The 20,706-nt window shown below is 63.6% G+C and carries 18 protein-coding genes; 10 read left to right on the top strand and 8 right to left on the bottom strand.

Translation table 11 applies throughout. The annotated features are described in order from the left end of the window. Positions 1-43: 43 nt before the first annotated feature. Positions 44-2,167 carry a methylmalonyl-CoA mutase gene (scpA, locus tag EJ073_RS11280; RefSeq protein WP_126055796.1) on the bottom strand — a complete coding sequence of 708 codons (2,124 nt, stop codon included), beginning with the start codon at positions 2,165-2,167 and terminating at the stop codon, positions 44-46. Beyond that, positions 2,164-3,606 carry a methylmalonyl-CoA mutase subunit beta gene (locus tag EJ073_RS11275; protein ID WP_126055795.1) on the bottom strand — a complete coding sequence of 481 codons (1,443 nt, stop codon included), beginning with the start codon at positions 3,604-3,606 and terminating at the stop codon, positions 2,164-2,166. Before EJ073_RS11275 ends, scpA begins: the two co-directional genes overlap by 4 nt. 392 nt (positions 3,607-3,998) lie before the next feature. On the opposite strand from EJ073_RS11275, the gene EJ073_RS11270 reads away from it, so the two are divergent. Then, positions 3,999-5,666, top strand: coding sequence for a helicase HerA-like C-terminal domain-containing protein (locus tag EJ073_RS11270; protein WP_245455540.1), 1,668 nt, complete (start codon positions 3,999-4,001; stop codon positions 5,664-5,666). A gap of 205 nt (positions 5,667-5,871) precedes the next feature. Here the strand turns inward: EJ073_RS11270 and EJ073_RS11260 are convergent, their stop codons facing one another. Continuing rightward, on the bottom strand, positions 5,872-6,495 hold the full coding sequence (locus tag EJ073_RS11260) for an FMN-binding negative transcriptional regulator (protein WP_126055794.1): 624 nt from the start codon (positions 6,493-6,495) through the stop codon (positions 5,872-5,874). An 85-nt stretch (positions 6,496-6,580) separates the two neighbouring features. Between EJ073_RS11260 and EJ073_RS11255 the strand changes: the two genes are divergently transcribed. Next, complete coding sequence (locus EJ073_RS11255) at positions 6,581-7,999, top strand: PLP-dependent aminotransferase family protein (RefSeq protein WP_210211286.1); 1,419 nt, start codon at positions 6,581-6,583, stop codon at positions 7,997-7,999. 12 nt (positions 8,000-8,011) lie between these two features. Here the strand turns inward: EJ073_RS11255 and EJ073_RS11250 are convergent, their stop codons facing one another. Further along, a complete protein-coding gene (locus EJ073_RS11250) occupies positions 8,012-8,833 on the bottom strand; it encodes a L,D-transpeptidase (RefSeq protein WP_126055792.1) in 822 nt (273 codons plus the stop codon). A gap of 171 nt (positions 8,834-9,004) precedes the next feature. After that, entirely contained in the window at positions 9,005-9,667 is a 663-nt protein-coding gene (locus EJ073_RS11245) for a haloacid dehalogenase type II (protein WP_126059170.1), read from the bottom strand. 207 nt (positions 9,668-9,874) lie between these two features. Between EJ073_RS11245 and EJ073_RS11240 the strand changes: the two genes are divergently transcribed. From EJ073_RS11240 to EJ073_RS11220, 5 genes are all read left to right on the top strand, one after another. Continuing rightward, a complete protein-coding gene (locus EJ073_RS11240) occupies positions 9,875-10,753 on the top strand; it encodes a branched-chain amino acid aminotransferase (RefSeq protein ID WP_126055791.1) in 879 nt (292 codons plus the stop codon). A gap of 173 nt (positions 10,754-10,926) precedes the next feature. After that, positions 10,927-11,529, top strand: coding sequence for a superoxide dismutase (locus EJ073_RS11235; RefSeq protein ID WP_126055790.1), 603 nt, complete (start codon positions 10,927-10,929; stop codon positions 11,527-11,529). Between the two features lie 147 nt (positions 11,530-11,676). After that, positions 11,677-12,114: a cytochrome c gene (locus EJ073_RS11230; RefSeq protein ID WP_126055789.1), complete on the top strand. Its 438-nt coding sequence runs from the start codon at positions 11,677-11,679 to the stop codon at positions 12,112-12,114. 9 nt (positions 12,115-12,123) lie between these two features. Further along, positions 12,124-13,074, top strand: coding sequence for a cytochrome c (locus tag EJ073_RS11225; RefSeq protein WP_126055788.1), 951 nt, complete (start codon positions 12,124-12,126; stop codon positions 13,072-13,074). Positions 13,075-13,154: 80 nt separating this feature from the next. After that, a complete protein-coding gene (locus tag EJ073_RS11220) occupies positions 13,155-15,752 on the top strand; it encodes an AMP-binding protein (RefSeq protein ID WP_126055787.1) in 2,598 nt (865 codons plus the stop codon). A gap of 95 nt (positions 15,753-15,847) precedes the next feature. On the opposite strand, the gene EJ073_RS11215 is transcribed toward EJ073_RS11220, so the two are convergent. After that, on the bottom strand, positions 15,848-16,243 hold the full coding sequence (locus tag EJ073_RS11215) for an SET domain-containing protein-lysine N-methyltransferase (protein ID WP_126055786.1): 396 nt from the start codon (positions 16,241-16,243) through the stop codon (positions 15,848-15,850). Between the two features lie 9 nt (positions 16,244-16,252). Here EJ073_RS11215 and EJ073_RS11210 point away from each other — a divergent pair, with 9 nt between their 5' ends. Then, entirely contained in the window at positions 16,253-16,474 is a 222-nt protein-coding gene (locus EJ073_RS11210; protein ID WP_126055785.1) for a hypothetical protein, read from the top strand. An 18-nt stretch (positions 16,475-16,492) separates the two neighbouring features. Here EJ073_RS11210 and EJ073_RS11205 read toward each other — a convergent pair whose 3' ends face one another. Both EJ073_RS11205 and EJ073_RS11200 read right to left on the bottom strand, forming a co-directional pair. Next, positions 16,493-17,119 (bottom strand): LysE family translocator, encoded by a 627-nt coding sequence (locus tag EJ073_RS11205; RefSeq protein ID WP_126055784.1) that lies wholly within the window; start codon positions 17,117-17,119, stop codon positions 16,493-16,495. A 64-nt stretch (positions 17,120-17,183) separates the two neighbouring features. Next, the gene (locus tag EJ073_RS11200) at positions 17,184-19,310 is read right to left on the bottom strand and encodes a S9 family peptidase (RefSeq protein ID WP_126055783.1); all 2,127 of its coding nucleotides are present in this window, start codon (positions 19,308-19,310) and stop codon (positions 17,184-17,186) included. A 117-nt stretch (positions 19,311-19,427) separates the two neighbouring features. Here EJ073_RS11200 and EJ073_RS11195 point away from each other — a divergent pair, with 117 nt between their 5' ends. Continuing rightward, positions 19,428-19,796, top strand: coding sequence for an SH3 domain-containing protein (locus EJ073_RS11195; RefSeq protein WP_126055782.1), 369 nt, complete (start codon positions 19,428-19,430; stop codon positions 19,794-19,796). A 417-nt stretch (positions 19,797-20,213) separates the two neighbouring features. Beyond that, positions 20,214-20,639, top strand: a complete 426-nt coding sequence (locus tag EJ073_RS11190) for a MucR family transcriptional regulator (protein WP_126055781.1) — start codon at positions 20,214-20,216, stop codon at positions 20,637-20,639. Positions 20,640-20,706: the final 67 nt, after the last annotated feature.

Genomic DNA, 20,706 nt, shown 5'->3' with positions numbered 1-20,706 from the left:
TAACGCCATTTTCTCCGCGTTACAACAGAAATTATAACAGCGCTCAGCCTTCCGCCAGCAGCCGATCCATCAGCCTGTCCGCCGCTTCGGGAATGACCGTGCCCGGCGGGAAGATTTCCGCCGCACCCGCCCTTAGCACGGCGTCATAATCCTGCGGCGGGATGACGCCGCCGGCGACGATCAGCATGTCGCCATGGCCGAGCTTCTTCAAGGCTTCCTTGAGCTGGGGGATCAGCGTCAGGTGTCCGGCCGCGAGCGAGGAGGCGCCGATGATGTCGACGTCGTGCTGGACCGCCAGTTTGGCGATCTCCTCCGGCGTCTGGAACATCGGACCGACGGTGACGTCGAAGCCGAGATCTGCAAAGGCAGTGGCGATAACCTTCTGGCCGCGGTCGTGGCCGTCCTGGCCCATCTTGGCCACCAGGATGCGCGGCTTGCTGCCGGACTTCTTCTCGAACGCCGCGATCTTGTCCCGCAGTCTGTCGACCGCCGGATTGTCGCCGAGCGCATCGCGGTAGACGCCGGAGATCGTCTGCACCGAGGCGACATGACGCCCAAAAACCTTCTCCAGCGCCAGCGATATCTCGCCGACGGTCGCGTTGGCGCGCGCCGCGCGGATGGCGAACTCCAAGAGGTTCTCGCCGCTCTCCGCCGCGCGGGTCAGTGCTTCGAGCGCACTGTCGACCGCGCCGACATCGCGCGTGCCTTTGAGCCGCTGCAGCTTCGCCAGCTGCCTGGCCTTGACCTCGGCATTGTCGACCTTCAGCACGTCGACCTCGATGTCGGTTTGAGGCCGATGCGCGTTGACGCCGACCAGCGTCTGCTCGCCGGAATCGATGCGCGCCTGGGTGCGGGCGGCGGCTTCCTCGATGCGCAGCTTGGGAATGCCTTTCTCGATCGCCGCGGCCATGCCGCCAAGGCTCTCGACCTCCTCGATGTGGGCGAGGGCGCGCGCCGCCAGGTCATGCGTCAGCCGCTCGACGAAGGCCGAGCCGCCCCACGGGTCGACGACGCGCGTGGTGCCGGATTCCTTCTGCAGGATGAGCTGCGTGTTGCGGGCGACGCGGGCCGAATGGTCGGTCGGCAGCGCCATCGCCTCGTCGAAGGAATTGGTGTGCAGCGACTGCGTATGGCCTTGTGTCGCCGCCATCGCCTCGATCATGGTGCGGGTGATGTTGTTGTAAGGGTCCTGCGCCGTCAGCGACCATCCCGAGGTCTGGCAATGGGTGCGCAGCGACAGTGAGCGCTCGTCCTTCGGCGAAAAGTTCTTCTTCATCAGGCTCGACCAAAGCAGGCGCGCGGCCCTGAGCTTGGCGACCTCCATGAAGAAGTCCATGCCGACGGCCCAGAAGAAGGAAAGCCGCGGCGCAAAGCGGTCGATGTCGAGGCCGGCGGCGACACCGGCGCGGGCATATTCAATGCCGTCGGCGATGGTGTAGGCGAGCTCGAGGTCCGCCGTCGCACCGGCTTCCTGCATGTGGTAGCCCGAGATCGAGATCGAGTTGAACTTCGGCATGTTTCGCGAGGTGTAGGCGAAGATGTCCGACACGATCCGCATCGAGGGTTTTGGCGGATAAATGTAGGTGTTGCGGACCATGAACTCCTTCAGAATGTCGTTCTGAATGGTTCCGGCGAGATCCTTCTGCGCAACCCCCTGTTCCTCCGCTGCCACGATGTAGAGCGCCATGACCGGCAGCACCGCGCCGTTCATGGTCATCGACACCGTCATTTCGCCGAGCGGAATGCCGTCGAACAGCTGGCGCATGTCGAGGATGGAATCGATGGCGACTCCCGCCATGCCGACATCGCCTGCGACGCGCGGATGGTCGCTGTCATAGCCGCGATGGGTGGCGAGGTCGAAGGCGACCGACAGGCCCTTCTGCCCGGCGGCGAGGTTGCGCCGGTAGAAGGCGTTTGATTCTTCCGCCGTCGAGAACCCCGCATATTGCCGGATCGTCCAAGGCTGCTGGACATACATCGTCGGGTAGGGGCCGCGCACGAAGGGCTGCAGGCCCGGATAGGTGTCGAGATGCGACAGGCCCCTGAGATCGCCCTGCGTGTAGAGATGCTTCACGGCGATGCCCTCCGGCGTCATCCGCAGCCCCTTGATCTCGACCGGCGCGCGTCCTGGCGCGGACCAGCCGATTTGGCTGAAATCTGGGATCATGCGCCGGCTCCGATCGATTGGTCGATGCGCACCGGAAACAGCGGCTCGCAGGTCGCGACACCTTCCGTCAACGCCGGTCTCCGCTCGGCCGGCAACGTCTCGACCGGGCGTTCGCTGCCGGCACGGAACAGCGTGGTGCCGATGATCGCGCGCGAGCCGGTCCGGTATTCGGCATTGCGCTTTGCCGCGGCGGTCTGGACGCGGTTCTGGACATAGCCTTGCTGCAGGCTCGTCAGCACACCGCCTTCGGCCTCGATGCGCTGGAATTCTTGCCAGGCGGCCGCGCAGAGATCATTGGTCAGCGCCTCGACGGCGCCCGATCCGCCAGCAGGGTCGGCGACATGGTCGACATGGCTTTCCTCGGCCATGATCAACTGCGCGTTGCGGGCGACGCGGCGGGCAAAGCCGGCCGGCAGCCCATGCGCTATTGTGTGCGGCAGGATGGAGATCGAATCGGCCCCGCCGGCGGCGGCCGCGAAACAGGCGATCGCCGTGCGCAATATGTTGGTTTCCGGATCCGCCGTCGTCATCATGCGATACGACGTCTCGGCATGGATGCTGGCCGTCGAGGCCGGGATCGAGCAGACTTCCTGGATGCGGGCCCACAGCCGGCGCAGCGCTCGCACCTTGGCCATCGACAGCAACTGGTCCTGGTCGACGCTGAGCGCGAAGCCGATATGGGGCGCTGCATAGACCAGCGGCTGGCGCGCCTTCTCGAACATCCTGAGATAGGAGACCGCGGAGGCGAGCATGGTGCCGAGCTCCTGCGCCTCGGTGGCGCCGGCATTGTGGAAGACGCGCCCGTCTGCCTCGAGCAGCACGCCGGGCACCCCCATGGAGAAGAAATGCGCCATCGATTGCGGCATAGATTCCTGCAGCGCCTCGATCGACATGCGCAGCCGGCCGGTGCCGGCGAAGATCGCCGCCGGATCGATGCCGAAGGAGAGGTTGAGCTTAGTCGGATCGGAGCGGCGCTTGCCGAGGAACGCTATCAGCCAGTCGGCCACCGCGCGGCTCCAGGGATGCGCATCGATGCGGACCTGGACGCGGTTGAGCGGCACGCCGTCGAGCACGGTCTCCAGCGCCTCGGCCGTCCGCGGCAGGCCATAGCCGAAAGCGTTCGGCGCCCCTTCGAAAACCAGCGACAGGCCGGTGGCGCCCTGCGCGACATCCTCCAGCGCCTGCGCCCTGGCGCGGGCGACATCCGGATCGTCGACGCGCTGGCTGACGATCCACGCCGCTGCGGGATTTGCCCTGACCAGCGGTTCCATGGTGACCGCACGCTCATAGAGCGGCTCGATGCGGATGCCGTCGTCGCTGTGCGAAACGAGCCTCTCCTCGAAGGAGCCTCCGGCAAGCGCCTTTTCGGCGAGCGCCAGCCAGCGCTGGCGGTCAGCGTTCTGAAGGTCGACTTCCCTGGTCAAGGCGCCGGCGCCCATCCGCTCTCCTCCCTTACAGCGCCGCGCATCTCCTGGACACGTCGCGGACGCCGTAGCACCTTTGATTCAGCGCATGATCCTTTCGCGGTCATGCGCCGTCTGCCGCATCAATCGAACCGTTAGTCTAAGGTTCCATGCCCGATATCACAATGCGCTGCCCATGCGGCCGGGTGAACCACCAATCGATTGCCAAACATGCCCAAAATCCACAACTTGCCACAAGCCCGTCAAGACCCAGCTTTGGGCTGGGTTCCAATTCCGATCGCGATTGGACGCCCAAATTGCGATAGGGGCCCAAATTGCGATAGGAGCATTGTCGCTGCCGCGTCGCGTCACTATACCTCAGGCGTGGCCTTTTGCTTTGACTTCATCAGGTTCGCGGAGACCGACATATGGCTGACGACAAGAGTATTTTCATCGGCGCCAGCCGCAAGCCCGACGACAGCTACCAGCGCCCCGAACAGCTTCTGCTGCAATATGGCAACCGCCACGGCCTGATCACCGGCGCCACCGGCACCGGCAAGACGGTCAGCCTGCAGATCCTCGCCGAAGGTTTTTCCAACGCCGGCGTGCCGGTTTTCTGTGCCGACATCAAGGGCGATCTTTCCGGCATCGCCATGATGGGCGAAGCCAAGGATTTCCTGGTCAAGCGCGCCGAGCAGGTGAAGCTTGAGCCGTACGACTTCCAGCAATTCCCGGTCATCTTCTGGGATCTGTTCGGCGAACAGGGCCATCCGATCCGCGCCACCATCTCGGAGATGGGTCCGCTGCTGCTCTCGCGCCTGATGAACCTCACCGAGGCGCAGGAGGGCATCATGAACATCGCCTTCCGCATTGCCGACGAGGAAGGCCTGCTGCTGCTCGACCTCAAGGATCTGCAGGCGCTGCTCGCCAACATCGCCGAGCGTGCCGACGAGCTCAGCGCCCGCTACGGCAATGTGACGAAGCCATCCGTCGGCGCCATCCAGCGCACCCTCCTGGTGCTGGAACAGCAGGGCGCGGCGAACTTCTTCGGAGAGCCGGCGCTGCGCATCGCCGACATCATGCGCACCACCCGCGACGGCCGTGGCGCGATCAGCGTGCTTGCCGCCGACAAGCTGATGATGAACCCGCGCCTCTACGCCACCTTCCTGCTCTGGCTGATGTCGGAATTGTTCGAGGAACTTCCCGAGGTCGGCGATCCTGAAAGGCCGAAGCTGGTCTTCTTCTTCGACGAGGCGCATCTCTTGTTCGAGGACGCGCCGAAGGTGCTGATCGATCGCGTCGAGCAGGTGGTGCGGCTGATCCGCTCCAAGGGCGTCGGCGTCTATTTCGTCACCCAGAACCCGCTGGATATTCCCGAAAAGGTCCTGGCCCAGCTCGGCAACCGCGTCCAGCATGCGCTGCGCGCCTATACGCCACGCGAGCAGCAGGCGGTGCGGACGGCCGCCGACACCTTCCGGCCGAATCCCGATTTCGACTGCGCCACGGCCATCACGCAGCTCGGCACCGGCGAGGCGCTGGTCTCGACCCTGGAGACCAAGGGCGTGCCGTCCATGGTTCAGCGCACGTTGATCCGGCCGCCATCGTCTCGACTTGGCCCGATCACGCCGGACGAGCGCCGCCAGCTGATCGCCGAGAGCCCGGTTACGGGGCAATACGACCAGACCATCGACCGCGAATCGGCCTTCGAGATGCTGCAGAAGAAGGCCAGGGAGGCGCAGGAGGCCGAGCAGCAGGCGCAACAGGCCGATAGCGGCCGCTCGCGCTGGACCATCCCTGGGTTCGGTGACGATCCTGCCCCGCAGTCCGGCGGCCGCCGCGCGCCGGCGCCGCGTCCCTCCAACCGCCAGACGGTAGCCGAGGCGGCGATCAAGTCGGTGGTGCGCTCGGTCGGATCGTCCGTTGGGCGCGCGATCGTACGCGGGATTCTGGGCAGCCTGGCCAGGGGCGGTAGGATGGTTCGGGTGGCGGCTATCAAGCTCGACACCAACGCTGTCTTTTGCCGCAACTGCTGGAACTGCTGTGACCGTGGCGGCGCGAAGGCAGCAGGGCGCTGCCTCAGATATTCTCCGGCGTGACGATCTCGAAGGGGATGGACCGCTGAAGGGCAGCGATAGGTGCCTGCGGTCCAATGACATCGATCATGGTCTGCACGAGAAGGGCGGAGGTCGCCTCGAGCGGATGACAGAGAGCTGCCGTGATCAATCCTTCCGACGTGATGGCGAGCAGGAAAAGCCGCGGCGAAAGAACCAGGCAAACCGGCTCAGATCCGGCATGACGGACTCACGACGGGATGAGAGGTGCGACCTCGCGGTCCGAAAGCCGGTCACTTGCCGCAAGGCCGGACATGACACCGGCGCGATCGGCCGCGTTGCGGTTCTGGCTCATCTTGCGCTTGCCTTCCAGCCTCGCGACCGGCATGCGCAGGCCGACGATCCCCCTAAGCTGCGACTGAATGAACTCCGGCGGAGCATCCGACACGGACCACGGTGTGGCGCGCCCGCCTTCATGCAGATTGGTGAGACGCGTCACCACCTCGAGCAGCCTGTCGGCGTCGTCGAAGAATTCGACCGGCCCATAGGAGTGGATGGCGACATAGTTCCAGGTCGGCACGACCTTGCCGGTTTCCTGTTTGGTTTGATACCACGCCGGCGTCACGTAGGCGTCCGGCCCCATGAAGATCGCCAGGCCATCACCCAGCACGGGTGCGCGCCACTGCGGATTTGCCTTCGCGACATGGCCGTAGATTGTGCCGTGCTCGCCCTCGCTCTCGTCGAGGAAAAGCGGCAATGGCGTCGCCAGCAGTCCTTCCGCGGTGGCGGTGACCAGGGTCCCCAACCGCGCCGCGCGGATCGTCGCTCTCAGGCTCTCCTTGTCGTCATCCCGGAAGGCAGGCGGTATGTACATGATGAAACTCCTTGCGTCGCAGCTGAAGATGCCTGATGTCTGGCTTGCCTGGAATATCCAGTTTTGAGGTTTTTCGGTGGTCCAGTTGGAGCAGGATCGTGTCGCGCGCCGGATCATCGCGGCAATCAAGGAACAGATCCACAGCGGCGCCTACCAGCCCGGCGACCGCCTACCCTCGACGCGGGCCTTCGCCGCCGAATGGGGCGCGTCACGAACTACGGTGACGGCGGCCTATAATCAGCTTAACGCCGAAGGCTATCTGATCATCCGCCATGGGGCGCGTGCCGTCGTTGCCGCAGGGTTGGAGAGGGCGACGGGGGAGGCGCCCGTCTCGACCGCCCCGCCTCGGAACCTTTCGGCATTCGCGCGCCGGCTGCTGGCTTTGCCTCCGCCACCGGAGCAGCAGCCGGGCAAGGTCGCGGATTTCCGCTATGGCGATCTGTCCGGGGCAGACTTTCCGGTGCTGGCCTGGCGACGGGCGTCCAACAAAGCCATCCTGCGACGCGGCGCGCGGCTGCGCTACGGCGATCCGCAAGGGTCTTCGGCTCTCCGCGTCGCGCTTCAGGGCTATCTCTGGCGCGCTCGCGGCATCAACTGCGTGCCGGACCAGATCGTCATCGTGAACGGCTCGCAGCAGGGGCTCGACCTCTGCGGACGGCTGTTGCTCGACCCCGGCAACCCCTTCGTGATCGAAAACCCGGGATATCCGCTGGCTCGCCATGCCTTTGCCGCGGCAGGCGGCGTCGCGGTTCCCGTTGCCGTCGACGCGGACGGGTTGAGGACGGATGCGCTGCCGCCAGCCCGCCTCGCCTGCGTGACGCCGTCGCACCAGTTCCCGCTCGGAAGCGTGCTTTCGGCGACGCGGCGGCGTTCCCTCCTGGCATGGGCCACGGCGACAGGCGCCTACATCGTTGAAGATGACTATGACGGCGAGTACCGCCACGACATCGTTCCCATCCCACCCCTGCAGACCCTCGGCGCGGAGTCAGTCATCTATGTGGGGACGTTCTCCAAGACGCTCTCGCCCACTTTGAGGCTTGGCTATCTCGTCATCCCAACCGGCCTGTGCCGGGCGTTCAGCGAGGCGAAGCGCCTGACCGACCGGCATGCGCCCATGTTGGAGCAAGACGTGTTGGGTGACTTGCTGACGAGCGGCGCCTACGAGCGTCACGTCCGCAGTATCCGCAGAAAGAATGCTGAGCGCAGGCAGGTGCTGCTGCAGGCATTGGCCGACCGTCTGGGCCCGAGGGTCACCGTTGCGGGAGCCGACACGGGCCTTCATGTCGTGGCCTGGATGCACGGCATCGCCGCCGGGCGCGAGACCGCAATCATCGCGGCCGCGCGCGCTGCCGGGATCGGTCTCTACCCGGTATCGCCGCTCTACGACCCGAGCGGGCCTCGGCCGGAAACGGCTGGCTTCATCATGGGGTACGCCGGGCTTGACGCGGAAGCGGTGCGGCGCGGCGTTGCGGTGCTGGCGAGGATACTGGCCGAACACCGCTGACGAACCCAAAGCTCAGAAGATCTCGTTCGTGAGCCGCTTCACCGGACCGAGCAGGATCGAGCCGGTCGGTACGCCGGCATCGATCGGGATGGCTCTGCGATCCGGCATGTCGGCCACCGGCGCGCCGATATCGGCGGTCACGATGACCGGGGTTTTGCTGGGCACGCGATCATAGAGGTCGACAATATCCTGGTTGATCAGGCGCACGCAGCCCGACGACACGGACTTACCGATCGACCACCATTCCGGCGAGCCGTGCAGCCGGTAGAGCGTGTCCTGATCGCCCTGGAAGAGGTATAGCGCGCGGGCGCCGAGGGGGTTCTTCAAGCCGCCGGGCATGCCACCGTTCTTGGCGCTGTATTGGGTCAGTTCCGGCTGGCGGGCGACCATCTCATCCGGCGGCGTCCACTTCGGCCATTTCTGCTTCCACTGCACCACAGCATCGCCCGACCACTCGAAGCCGGCGCGGCCGAGGCCGACGCCGTAGCGGATCGCCTGGCCGCCCTCACGCACGAGGTAGAGGAAGTGGTTGGTCGTATCGACGACGATGGTGCCCGGCCGCTGGCCGGTCGGGTCGGGAACGATCTGGCGCAGGAATTGATGATCGATCTTGTTGACCGGAATGGCCGGCAGGTCGAATCCGTTGTCGGACGTCGCCCCATACATCGTCTCGTAGTCGCCGAGCGGCGGATCGACATAGGCGGGCGGTGGCGGTTGCGCAGGCTCTGGAGCCGGACCGGTGGTCGTGCAGGCGGAAGCCGCGACCGAGGCAGCGCCAAGGGCTGTGAAGTTGAGAAAGCCACGACGGCTGATGCGGAAGGAAGCGTCTGACATGGTTGCCTTTTCTAGGTCTTAATTCGCAAGAAAGCATGAATCCGCAGGCTGGCTGCCGGCGCTCCAATAACAGTCGGCGGCGATAGGCGGTTCCAAATCTGGCCTAAGGGTGGACAAACAAAGGCGAAGCTGTGACCGCATTGCCGCTGTTGCGCTGCAGCAACAGCGCCGTCATGCACCCCCAAGAAGGCCTTCGAGCGAAGGCAGGATCAGCCCTGGCGGAAAGTCTCGGTATTCATCGGGCTGGTTGGCACGGTTGATCCACACCGTGCGGAAACCGAACTTGGTGGCGCCGGCGACGTCCCAGCGGTTGGAGGACTGGAAAGACACCGCACCCGGATAGAGGCGCCAGCCGGTGGTCACCATGTCGTAGACCGACGGGTCGGCCTTGAAGCGTCGCACCGCATCGACCGAAAATACATCGTCCAGCACCTGGTCGAGCGCGGCAGACTTCACCGCCGCCTCCAGCATCTCGGGCGAACCGTTGGAGAGGATCGCGAGCCTCGCGCCCGATGCCTTGAGCGCCTTGAGCACTGCCGGCACCTCCGGATAGCAGTCGAGGTGCCAATAAGCCTCCAGCAGCTTGGCTCGCAAGCCCCTGTCGGCGGAGGGTACCTTGCGCAAGGCGAAATCGAGCGCCTGCTCGGTCAATTGCCAGAAATCGGCATAGGCGCCCATCAGCGTCCTGACCCAGGAATATTCGAGCTGTTTGGCGCGCCATATCTCGGAGAGCAACTGGCCGTCCGGCCCGATCTCGCCGGCATGGCGGCGCACGGCGGCATGCACGTCGAACAACGTGCCGTAGGCGTCGAAAACATAGGCCGCGTGATGCATGGCGACAGTAGTGAGGCGAGGGGAAGCGAAGCGCAAGCGTTGATTGCAGCCAGCACCGATCGATGTTGCGGATCGCGGCCAAACCAGGCCGACATCGGTTGGCGGAGGCCGGCTGGCCCCAACAAAACTCCACGATGCCGGTTGACGGCGGCCACCAAAGCATTTTCCTATGCCCGCTTCGCAAGAACACTTGGACGGACCCGAGCAATGACACTGGCGGCAGCGGCGCAATCCGCGACATGGACCTTCGTCGATGGTGACTGGTACGAGGGCAACGTCGCCATTCTCGGGCCCCGCAGCCACGCCATGTGGCTGGGCACCAGCGTCTTCGACGGCGCCCGCTGGTTCGAGGGCGTGGCGCCCGACCTCGAGCGTCATGCAGCGCGGGTGAACGCCTCGGCCATCGCGCTCGGCCTGAAACCTACCATGACCACCGAGAAGATCGTCGGGCTGACCTGGGACGGGCTGAAGAAGTTCGACGGCAAGACGGCGGTCTATATCAGGCCGATGTACTGGGCCGAGCATGGCGGCTATATGGGCGTGCCGGCCGATCCGGCCTCGACCCGCTTCTGCCTCTGCCTTTACGAATCGCCGATGATCTCGCCAGCAGGCTTTTCGGTCACCGTCTCACCTTTCCGGCGGCCGACCATCGAGACCATGCCGACCAACGCCAAGGCCGGCTGCCTTTACCCCAACAATGGCCGCGCCATCCTCGAAGCCAAGATGCGCGGCTTCGACAATGCGCTGGTGCTCGACATGCTGGGCAATGTCGCCGAGACCGGAACCTCGAACATCTTCCTGGTCAAGGACGGCCATGTGCTCACGCCGGCGGCGAACGGCACCTTCCTGTCCGGCATCACTCGTTCGCGCACCATAGGCTTGCTCGGCGACTACGGCTTCAAGACCACCGAAAAGACGCTGTCGGTGCGCGATTTCCTTGAAGCGGACGAGATATTCTCGACCGGCAACCATTCCAAGGTCGTGCCGATCACCCGCATCGAAGAGCGCAATCTCCAGCCTGGCCCCGTCGCCAAAAAGGCGCGCGAGCTCTATTGGGACTGGGCGCATTCCACATCCGCCGCCTGATCCGTGGGCAGGCTTTCTCTTTTGACGCAGCCGCCTGCCGCAAAACCGTGTGACAGGTTTCCGGAACCTCTCTAGAAAGGGAACCGGCACTTCATTCCGGAGTTGTCCCAAATCATTCCAGACCTATCTTAGTCCGGTAGTGACACCGGATTTTCCATGAGGGAGTACCATCCATGGCTTTTGAGCTGCCTGCTTTGCCCTACGACTACGAGGCGCTTCAGCCTTATATGTCCAAGGAGACGCTGGAGTATCATCACGACAAGCACCACAAGGCCTATGTCGACAACGGCAACAAGCTCGCCGCGGAAGCCGGCTTGGGTGACCTTTCGGTCGAGGAAGTCGTCAAGCAGTCCTTCGGCAAGAACGCCGGGCTCTTCAACAACGCCGCCCAGCACTACAATCACATCCATTTTTGGAAGTGGATGAAGAAGGGCGGTGGCGGCTCCAAGCTGCCGGGCGCGCTGCAGACGGCGGTCGACAGCGACCTCGGCGGCTATGACAAGTTCAAGGCGGATTTCATCGCCGCCGGCACCACCCAGTTCGGTTCCGGCTGGGCCTGGCTTTCGGTCAAGGATGGCAAGCTCGCGATCTCGAAGACCCCGAACGGCGAGAACCCGCTGGTCCATGGCGCCTCGCCGATCCTCGGCGTCGATGTCTGGGAGCACTCCTACTACATCGACTATCGCAACGCACGGCCGAAATATCTCGAAGCCTTCGTCGACAGTCTCATCAACTGGGACTATGTCCTCGAGCTTTACGAAAAGGCGAAAGGTTGATTGGTTGACGAAAAGCCCCGGCACGACCGGGGCTTTTCTTTTCTGCCTGCAGCGGAAAGTGAAAGTCGTTGCTGTGCGGACGGAATATTTCCGCCGCGCCGTCCGTTAATGTCCAGTCGCGCACTCTCTTCACCAAGGAGCCATTGAATGAGAAAGCTTGTTCTCGCCATCTCTATGCTCGCTGTAGCGGGTTCGGCCGCCTTCGCTGATCCGATCAAGGATCGCCAGGCCCTGATGAAGGAACGCGGCAAACTTGCCGGCCAATTGTCGAAGGTCGTCAAGGGCGAGGAAGCTTTCGACGCAGCCGCCGTGCTGGCGGCGTTGCAGGCGCTGCAGGCTAACGCCGAGAAGTGGGATACCGAGAAACTTTTCCCGGCCGGCAGTGATAAGGGCGACACCACGGCCGCGCCGAAGATCTGGGAAGACATGGCGGGCTTCAACGCGGCCGAGGACAAGTTGCTGACCGACGTCAAGGCCGCGACCGCAGCGCCGCCGGCTGATGTCGATGCCTTGAAAGCGCAGCTGAACACCATCGGCGGCGATTGCGGTACCTGCCATCAGAGCTACAGGATCAAGAAGGGCTGATCCCGGCCAATGGCCTGGCTGAAAAAACTCGTCGGCGCGGCCCTCGTTCTGGGTGGCGCTGGCGCGGTTGCCGCATGGTTGCTGTCGGCGCCGGTCAGACTTGATGCCGCGACCGTCGCGCAGCTCGGCCCCGGCGATGCCGCCAGGGGCAAGCGCATCTTCTATGCCGGCGGCTGTACCTCCTGCCATGCCAAGCCCGGTTCGCAGGGCGATGCCCGACTAGCACTCACGGGCGGCCTCGAACTGAAGACGCCGTTCGGCACCTTCGTGCCGCCCAACATCTCGCAGGACGCCAAGGACGGCATCGGCGCCTGGAGCGAGCAAGACTTCGCCGATGCCATGCTGAAGGGCGTCTCGCCTTCCGGCGAGCATTTCTACCCGGCCTTTCCCTACGCCTCTTATGCGCGCATGAAGCCGTCCGACATCGCCGACCTCTACGCGTTCATGAAGACGCTGCCGGCGGTCGCCGGCAAGGCGCCTGATCACAAGCTCGCCTTCCCCTTCAACATCCGCCGCGGCATCGGCCTGTGGAAGCGGCTTTATCTCAGCCCCGAGCCAGTGATTGCCCTTGCCGACGGCGCGGCGGACAAGGTCGTGGCCGGCCGCTATCTGGTCGAGGGGCCGGGCCACTGTGGCGAATGCCACACGCCGCGCGACTTTGCCGGCGGCGTGAAGAAGGCCGAGTGGCTGGCCGGCGCCACGGCCGCCGAAGGCAAGGGTATCGTGCCCAACATCACAGCGGGTGAGGGCGGCATCGGCGAGTGGTCGGAAGCCGACATCGCCAACTATCTCGAAACCGGCTTCACACCGGACTTCGATTCCGTCGGCGGCGCAATGGTCGACGTGCAAAGGAACATGGCGCAATTGACAGCCGACGACCGCGCCGCGATCGCCGCCTATCTCAAGGCCGTGCCGCCACACGCCAACGGCTATCCGGCGCGTAAAAAACCTTCGGGATGATTCCCGCTATTAGTTGACTTGAATACTCATGTATTATAGGCGGCGCTTCGACCAGTTTTCCGGCAATTCGAAGCTCGCCCATGCCCTCTGTCGACCTTGTGTCCGAAATCGCCCGTGGTGGGCAGCGCACAGCACTTCTTTTTCCTGATGGGCGGACGCTCTCCTATGCGGAACTCGACAGCCTCACGCTGCGCTTCGCCACGCGGCTTGGACAAGGCGAAAAGGAGCTCGTGGCCATCTCGGCGGAAACCTCGGAACATGTGGTCGTCGCCTATCTTGGAGCCCTGCGGGCGGGCCACGCGGTGGCCATGTTGCCGCCTTGCGACGAGAAGCTGTGGGATGATTTTCTAGCGGTCTTCCAGCCGGACTTCACGTTCCGGCCGGCCGATGGCCGCTGGCGCCTCATCAAGGAGGTTCGGTCCGAAAGGGAGGCTCAGCCGGTCCACCCTGATCTCGCGCTGCTGCTTATGACCTCCGGCAGTTCGGGTGCGGCCAAGGCGGTGCGGCTTTCCCATGCCAATCTCGATGCCAATGCGCGCTCGATCGCAACCTATCTCGAACTCTCGTGCGCCGACCGGGCTGCGCTGGTCCTGCCGCTCCATTATTCCTACGGACTGTCAGTGCTTAATTCCCATCTGATTGCCGGCGGCAGCATCCTCTTTCCTGGCATCTCAGTCATGCATGGCGATTTCCCGAGGGTAATCGCTGACGGCGGCTGTACAAATCTTTCCGGCGTCCCGTATTCCTACGAACTACTGGAAAGGGCGCAGTTCCGTTCCGCCGAGGTGAAGACGCTGCGCATGATGACGGTGGCAGGCGGACAGCTCGCCCCCGACCTCATCCGCCTCTACCGGGACCACATGCGCGCCAGGGAGGGCGGCTTCTTCGTCATGTATGGCCAGACGGAGGCGACGGCCCGCATCGCCTTCGTCCCGCCGGAATGCCTTTCCGATAGGGAGGAGCGTATCGGCATGGCTATTCCCGGCGGCAGCCTTAGCCTCATCGATGCCCAGGGAAACCCGATCAGGCAATCTGGCACCCCCGGAGACCTCATCTATCGCGGCCCAAACGTGATGATGGGGTATGCCGAGCAGCGCTGCGACCTGGCGCGCGGGGCCGAACTCGAGGCCCTAAATACCGGCGACGTGGCCGTGCGCGACGAGCAGGGTTACTTCCGTATTGTCGGACGCAAGAGCCGCTTCGCCAAGATTGCAGGCCTCAGGATCGGCTTCGATAGCATGGAGCAGGCACTGAAGCGGGCCGGCATCGCGGCCGCGGTGCTGGGTGACGATGGAGGGCTGCACGCCTACGTGACCGATGCGGGTACGATCGCAAGGGCGCAGTGCATCCTCGCCGAGACCAGCCGTCTTCCGGCCAACCTGGTTTCCGTTACCGCGGTGGACAACTTCCCCAGGCTTACTTCGGGCAAGACCGACTATGCATGCCTTGAACAGGACAGGCTGGAAAGGCGGACGGAGATCCGCTGCGGGACGGGCGGCCTGCTCGGGGCCTACAGCCGGGTATTCTATCCACTCGCCGTTGGCCGCAACGACAGTTTCGTCTCGCGCGGCGGGGATTCCCTTCGCTACCTGCAGTTGGCTATGGAACTTGAACGCCTTGGCATGGACCTGCCGCATGGTTGGGAACACCTGAGGGTCGCCGAGTTTGCCAACCGCCATGGGGCGATGCCGACTTTCAAGTGCAAGGAGACCAGCGGATTGCCGATCGACCTTGTGCTGAGGGTGATGGCGATCCTGCTGGTGGTGATCCATCACGAGACGCTGTGGCCAATTCCCGGCGGCTCCGGCGTGATGATGCTGCTCGTCGGTTTCGGCCTGGCGCGGTTCCAGGCGACCCACCTCCTTGCCGGCCGGATCCGACAGGCGTTGAGGCCTGCGATCGGCGTCCTGATCCCTTATTTCCTCATCGTTGCCGCCTACGCGTTTGCCTGGCGAGCGATTCCCCTGGCCTCGGTGACGCTTACCGGCAATCTTGGTTATGCCGAGCCGGAGCGCCACGAGATGATCCCCTATCTTTACTGGTTCATCGAGGCCTATGCGCAGACGCTCCTCATCTTCTCCCTCATCTTCACTGTGCCGGCTGCGCGCAAGCTCGCACGGTTGCGACCCTTCGCCTTCTCGCTTGGCCTGTTGGGGGTTGCCGTCGCCGCTCGCTTTTCCATCCCGCCATTGGTCGACATCGGCAACCGCCAGATCTTTGCGATCTACTGGGTGTTCCACCTCGCCGTCTTCGGTTGGTGTGCCGGTTTTGCCGACAATCCGGCAAGAAGGCTCATCTTGATGGCGTTCGCCGCCCCGGTGCTGGGCTATCTAGCCTTCTGGGAGGCAGTTTGGATCGGGACAGCCGTCAAGTATTTGATGATCTTCGCCGCGCTTCTGGCTCTCCTTTACGTGCCGCGTATCCGCTTGCCGGCACGGGCCGGCCGCGTGATGACGCAGGTCGCTGCCTCCGCCTTTCCCATATATCTGTTTCACCGCTTCGTCCCGGAGCTATTGATGGCGCCGGCGTCACCTGCGTTACCGGCTCCGATCTTTCACCTGCTGGCGATCGCGGGCGGTGTTGGCATCGGCATATTCGCCGGCAAGGCCATGACAGGCCTTCGTAACCAGCTTGGCAGATTTGCGATGAGACGCCAGCCAGAATTGCGCCCGGTCTAATGCGCCGCGTCTGAAAGGCACCCTACAACGCGCTTCGGCTGTGTTCTTGAGCGTGTCGTTACCGCAGAACCGCCGCGCGCCTTGGCTGCCATGCGTTAGCTTACGGGGTGGCGGTCGCCGAGGAAGTCGAAGCCGCTTTCGAAGAAGTGATTGTAGTCGCAGGTCAGTTCCTCGCCCGGCGCGATATCGCGCAAGGCATACGTCTCCTCCGGCGAGGAGACGTCGCAATTCGGGTCGTCGTCATGGTTCATGTAGCGGGCGTCATCGGCCTCGAAGACGATGTAGGCCGGATCGCGGCGGTCGGGATAGGAATAGCGGTCGAGATAGGATTTCACCGGGCCGGTCTCGTTCTCATAGGTGTCGACCTCGATCACCCGGTCGAATCTGGGGTCGAGCTTCCAGATCAGCGTGCCTTGGGGGATGTGGTTCTTGGCGAAGACGCCGATGCCCTGGATGGGCGATTTGTCGAGATAGACGTCGACGAGCAGCATGGCGGACCCTTGCAAGACGGTGACTGGCAGGCGCGGCTCGAAAAAAGCCGGGCATTGGGTAGCGCGCGACAGCGGCAATTGCGAGCACAAAATCGCCGCGCATCAGCGCGAAATGAAGCCTCTGAAAACGTCATGCGCAAATCAAAAATTTATGACCGGACGCATCAGTTTGGGAGCGATGCCGGCAGGTCCCGCAATCGGCCGCTGGACGGCCGTTTTGAGCTGCTCTGAACAGCAGGTGCGCACCGCTCAGCGCTGTTGCAGCGCAAGGCGCACACCGAGCGCACAGTAGATCGCGCCGACGACCTTGCCTTGCCATTTCAGCACCGCGGGATTCCGGCGCAGGAAGGCGCCCAGCCCACCCGCGCTCACCGCGAAGACGACCGTGCTGAACAGGCCTAGCAGGACGAAGATGATTCCCAATGCCGCCAGCTGAAGCATCACCGATCCGTTTTCCGGCCGCACGAATTGCGGCAGGAAGGCGAGGAAGAACAGCGCGGTCTTGGGGTTGAGCATCTCGGTTAGCACCGCCTGGCGGAAAGCCTTGCCCGCCCGGATCGCAAGCGCACCGGCGGCTGGATCGGTCGATGTCTTCTCGATGATCGCACGTATGCCAAGATAAACGAGATAGGCCGCGCCGACATATTTGACGATGCTGAACAGCATCGCCGATGTGGCGATGATCGCCGAGATGCCGACCATCGCCATGACGGTGTGGAATATATCGCCGGCCGCGATCCCGGCGCCGGTGGCGATGCCCACTTTCGTTCCCGAACTCGTCGCCCGCGCGACGGTCAGCAGCGTGGCGGGGCCGGGAATGAACACAAAGCCGAGCACGACCGCAACATAGGTCGCCAATGTGGCCAGGTCGATCATTCCAGGGTCCTCCGCGACTTCACCAAATCAAAGCCACGCCGTGGCTCGCGACGCAATGGCCTTCTCACACGCTCGCCGCCGCCGAGACTGAATCGGCCTTGCCCGCCACCTTCAGCGCGAAGGCGTAGGTGTAGGCGATCTCTTCCAGCCTCGAGAATCGGCCGGAAGCGCCAGCATGGCCGGACTCCATGTTGATCTTGAACAGCACCGGATTGTCGCCGCGCTTGCGCTCGCGCAGCCGCGCCACCCATTTGGCCGGCTCCCAGTAAGTCACGCGCGGATCGGTGAGCCCTGCCTGCGCCAGGATCGGCGGATAGTCGAGCGCGGCCACATTGTCATAGGGCGAATAGGCCGCGATCGTTCGGTAGTCTTCGGCCGAGGCGATCGGATTGCCCCATTCCGGCCATTCGGGCGGCGTCAGCGGCAAGGTGGCGTCGAGCATGGTGGTCAGCACGTCGACGAACGGCACCTCGGCGACGATGCCGCCAAAACACTCCGGCGCCAGATTGGCGATCGCCCCCATCAGCATGCCGCCGGCCGAGCCGCCTTGCGCGACGATGCGGTCATGCCCCGTGTAGCGCTCGGCCACCAGATGGCGCGCGCAGGCGATGAAGTCGGTGAACGTATTGATCTTCTGCGCCCGCTTGCCGTCGTCGTACCAGCCGTAGCCCTTGTCCTTGCCGCCGCGGACATGGGCGATGGCGTAGACGAAGCCGCGGTCGACCAGCGACAGGCAATTGGTGTTGAAGGACGCCGGCACGGTGATGCCGTAGGAACCGTAGCCGTAGAGCAGGCAAGGCGCCGAGCCGTCGAGCGGCGTGTCGCGGTGATGGATGAGCGAGATCGGCACCAGCTCGCCGTCGGCCGCGGGCGCCATCAGCCGCCGCGTCACATAGTGGTCGGGCTCATGACCCGAAGGCACTTCCTGGGTCTTGAGGAGCACGCGTTCGCGGGTGCGCATGTTGTAGTCGAAGACCTGCGCTGGCGTCGTCATCGAGGAATAGGTGAAGCGCATGGTCTCGGTGTCGTATTCGTAGGAACCCGACAGGCCGAGCGAGAACGCTTCCTCGTCGAAGAAGATGAGGTGCTCCTCGCCGCTTTCGCGGTCGCGCACGACGATGCGCGGCAGGCCTTCCTTGCGCTCCAGGCGGACCATGTAATTGTTGAAGCCCAGGACCGAGAGGATCAGCCGTCCGGGCTCGTGCGGAACCAGCTCGCGCCAGTTGGCGCGTGCCGGAGCATTGGCCGGCGCCGTCATGACCTTGAAATCCTTGGCGCCGTCGGCGTTGGTGAGGATGAAGAAGATGTCTCCGCCTTCCTCCAGATCATATTGCAGGCCGGTTTCGCGCGCGGCGACCAGCTTCGGCTCGGCACGCGGGTCGTCGGCGCGCAACAGCCGGTATTCCGAGGTCTCGTGATCGTTGATGCCGATCATGATCCATTCTTTGGAGCGCGTGCCGCCGACATCCATGAAGAAGCCCGGATCGGTTTCCTCATAGATCAGCCGATCGTTTTCGGCGTTGTCGCCGAGCGCGTGGAACAGCACCTTGGAGGGACGGTGATTGTCGTCGAGGCGTGTGTAGAAGAATCCGTCATCGCCGGCATTCCAGACGCCCCCGCCTCCGGTGTCGGGGATCTGGTCCGCCAGTTCCTGGCCGTTGCCGAGGTCGCGCACGCGCAGCGTGAAGAATTCTGATCCCTTGTCGTCGAATGCCCACAAAAGCTTCCCGTGGTCGGCTGAATGGTCGACGCCGCCGAGCCGGAAATAGGGCTTGCCGCCCGCTTCCACGTCACCGTCGAGCAGGATCTTCTCCTCGCCGCCTTCGCGCTGCGTGCGGAAATAGCGTGGCTGCTCGCCCCCCAGCCTGTAGGACGAACCATAGGCGTAGGGCCCGTCCTTCATCGGCACGGTGGAGTCGTCCTCCTTGATGCGCCCCTTCATCTCGGCGAAGAGCTGCTTCCGAAGCGCAGCCGTATCGGCCATCAGCTCCGCCTGGTAGGCATTCTCGGCTTCGAGATGGGCGCGGATCCGGCCGTCGAGCAGGGAAGGGTCCCTGAACATCGCCTGCCAATTGTCGGCCCGCAGCCAGGCATAGTCGTCGGTGCGGGTGAAGCCGTGGTGGGTGTCGAAGACAGGTCGCTTCTCGGTCTGCGGCGGGCTGGCGGTCGAAAAGGCAGGGGATCTGGTCATTACGTCTCGCTGTAGAAATTGCTTGAATGGCAAATGAACACGCCGATCAGCGCCGGTTCAAGGCCCGGCTTATGGCGTGATGGCCGCTCCGATACTGGGCTGGAGAGGAGAGAGATAATGAGTTTCTATGTTCGCACCGCTGCGGCTCTTGCCGTCGCTTCAACCGTTCTGGCCTTTGTCGGCCAGTCTCATGCAACCGCCTTTGCCGCTTGGCAAGTGTCGGACCTGCCCTTCGGCGACACGCTTAATGCGCGCAAATATCCTTCGGGCAGTTCGCAGAAGCAGGCCGCCTACCCGAACGGCACCGTGCTGCAATTGACCGGACGCTGCACCGGCGGGATAAACCTGCTCGACATTGCGGGCCAGCCGCGCTGGAAGCAGCAGCAGACGATCCGCTACCGTTGGTGCGAGATTTGGCACGACCCGTCGCGCAACGGTCATTTCGTCGCCGGCTGGGTTTATGGCAAATACATCGCGCCCTATTGAGCTGTCGGTTTTCGCCGCTCCGGCCAAGTCGCGGGCACCAGTAATGTCTTGCAACCCGTGATTTCATTAGGATCGGGAAACCTTGCGATCTGTCGAAGGTCAAGCATAGCCGAAGCATCGAGCCGATTTTAGCTGCTTTCGCCGATGTAACGGCGGTTCGACGTGGCGTCACCCGTGCTGGTCAGACCAGAAAAATCTCGCTAAGTTACGCGATGCACGAAAGTTTGAAGCTGAACGGGGAATATTTGATATATATCGTTGAATATAGCGCAATATGCGAATTGACTTACTTGACTGGTAGGATCATTAAGATAATTCGACGCGAATCGCAGAGGCACTTTCCTGCATGAAATTCGCGCGATGCCCAGCCGAAAAAAGGGCGCAGTTAGAAACAACTCTCGTTGGGGCCTGAACACAATGGATATCGCCGAAACACCTTCCCGAAATAGCGACGCGCTGATTGAGCTGACTGCCGATGTGGTCGCCGCTTACGTCAGCAACAATCCCGTACCCGTCGGCGAGCTGCCGAACCTGATCGCCGATGTCCATGCCGCCCTGGGCCGCGTGGGTGGCACCGCCGAGGCGCCGCCCGCCGACAAGCAGAAGCCTGCGGTCAACCCGAAGCGCTCTGTCCATGACGATTACATCGTCTGTCTCGAGGACGGCAAGAAGTTCAAATCGCTGAAGCGCCACCTGATGACCCACTACAATCTCACGCCCGATGAATATCGTGAGAAGTGGGGCCTCGACGCAAGCTACCCGATGGTCGCGCCCAACTATGCGGCCGCCCGCTCGCAGCTTGCCAAGAAGATGGGCCTTGGGCGCAAGCGCAAGGGTCGCTGAAGCAGCATCTTTTCCATTTCGATGCCGGACGGCGCCTTCGGGCGCCGTTTTTGCTTTGAGCGTGCGG

The organism is Mesorhizobium sp. M4B.F.Ca.ET.058.02.1.1, from assembly GCF_003952505.1.
GTDB lineage: Bacteria > Pseudomonadota > Alphaproteobacteria > Rhizobiales > Rhizobiaceae > Mesorhizobium.
The sequence above is the reverse complement of the archived record's forward strand: the minus strand, read 5'-3'. Positions and strand labels throughout refer to the sequence as shown.

Coding starts and splice junctions, on each gene's coding strand:
- scpA (WP_126055796.1), bottom strand. CDS start 2,167: ATGATCCCAGATTTCAGCCAAATCGGCTGGTCCGCGCCAGGACGCGCG.
- EJ073_RS11275 (WP_126055795.1), bottom strand. CDS start 3,606: ATGGGCGCCGGCGCCTTGACCAGGGAAGTCGACCTTCAGAACGCTGAC.
- EJ073_RS11270 (WP_245455540.1), top strand. CDS start 3,999: ATGGCTGACGACAAGAGTATTTTCATCGGCGCCAGCCGCAAGCCCGAC.
- EJ073_RS11260 (WP_126055794.1), bottom strand. CDS start 6,495: ATGTACATACCGCCTGCCTTCCGGGATGACGACAAGGAGAGCCTGAGA.
- EJ073_RS11250 (WP_126055792.1), bottom strand. CDS start 8,833: ATGTCAGACGCTTCCTTCCGCATCAGCCGTCGTGGCTTTCTCAACTTC.
- EJ073_RS11245 (WP_126059170.1), bottom strand. CDS start 9,667: ATGCATCACGCGGCCTATGTTTTCGACGCCTACGGCACGTTGTTCGAC.
- EJ073_RS11240 (WP_126055791.1), top strand. CDS start 9,875: ATGACACTGGCGGCAGCGGCGCAATCCGCGACATGGACCTTCGTCGAT.
- EJ073_RS11235 (WP_126055790.1), top strand. CDS start 10,927: ATGGCTTTTGAGCTGCCTGCTTTGCCCTACGACTACGAGGCGCTTCAG.
- EJ073_RS11230 (WP_126055789.1), top strand. CDS start 11,677: ATGAGAAAGCTTGTTCTCGCCATCTCTATGCTCGCTGTAGCGGGTTCG.
- EJ073_RS11225 (WP_126055788.1), top strand. CDS start 12,124: ATGGCCTGGCTGAAAAAACTCGTCGGCGCGGCCCTCGTTCTGGGTGGC.
- EJ073_RS11220 (WP_126055787.1), top strand. CDS start 13,155: ATGCCCTCTGTCGACCTTGTGTCCGAAATCGCCCGTGGTGGGCAGCGC.
- EJ073_RS11215 (WP_126055786.1), bottom strand. CDS start 16,243: ATGCTGCTCGTCGACGTCTATCTCGACAAATCGCCCATCCAGGGCATC.
- EJ073_RS11205 (WP_126055784.1), bottom strand. CDS start 17,119: ATGATCGACCTGGCCACATTGGCGACCTATGTTGCGGTCGTGCTCGGC.
- EJ073_RS11200 (WP_126055783.1), bottom strand. CDS start 19,310: ATGACCAGATCCCCTGCCTTTTCGACCGCCAGCCCGCCGCAGACCGAG.
- EJ073_RS11195 (WP_126055782.1), top strand. CDS start 19,428: ATGAGTTTCTATGTTCGCACCGCTGCGGCTCTTGCCGTCGCTTCAACC.
- EJ073_RS11190 (WP_126055781.1), top strand. CDS start 20,214: ATGGATATCGCCGAAACACCTTCCCGAAATAGCGACGCGCTGATTGAG.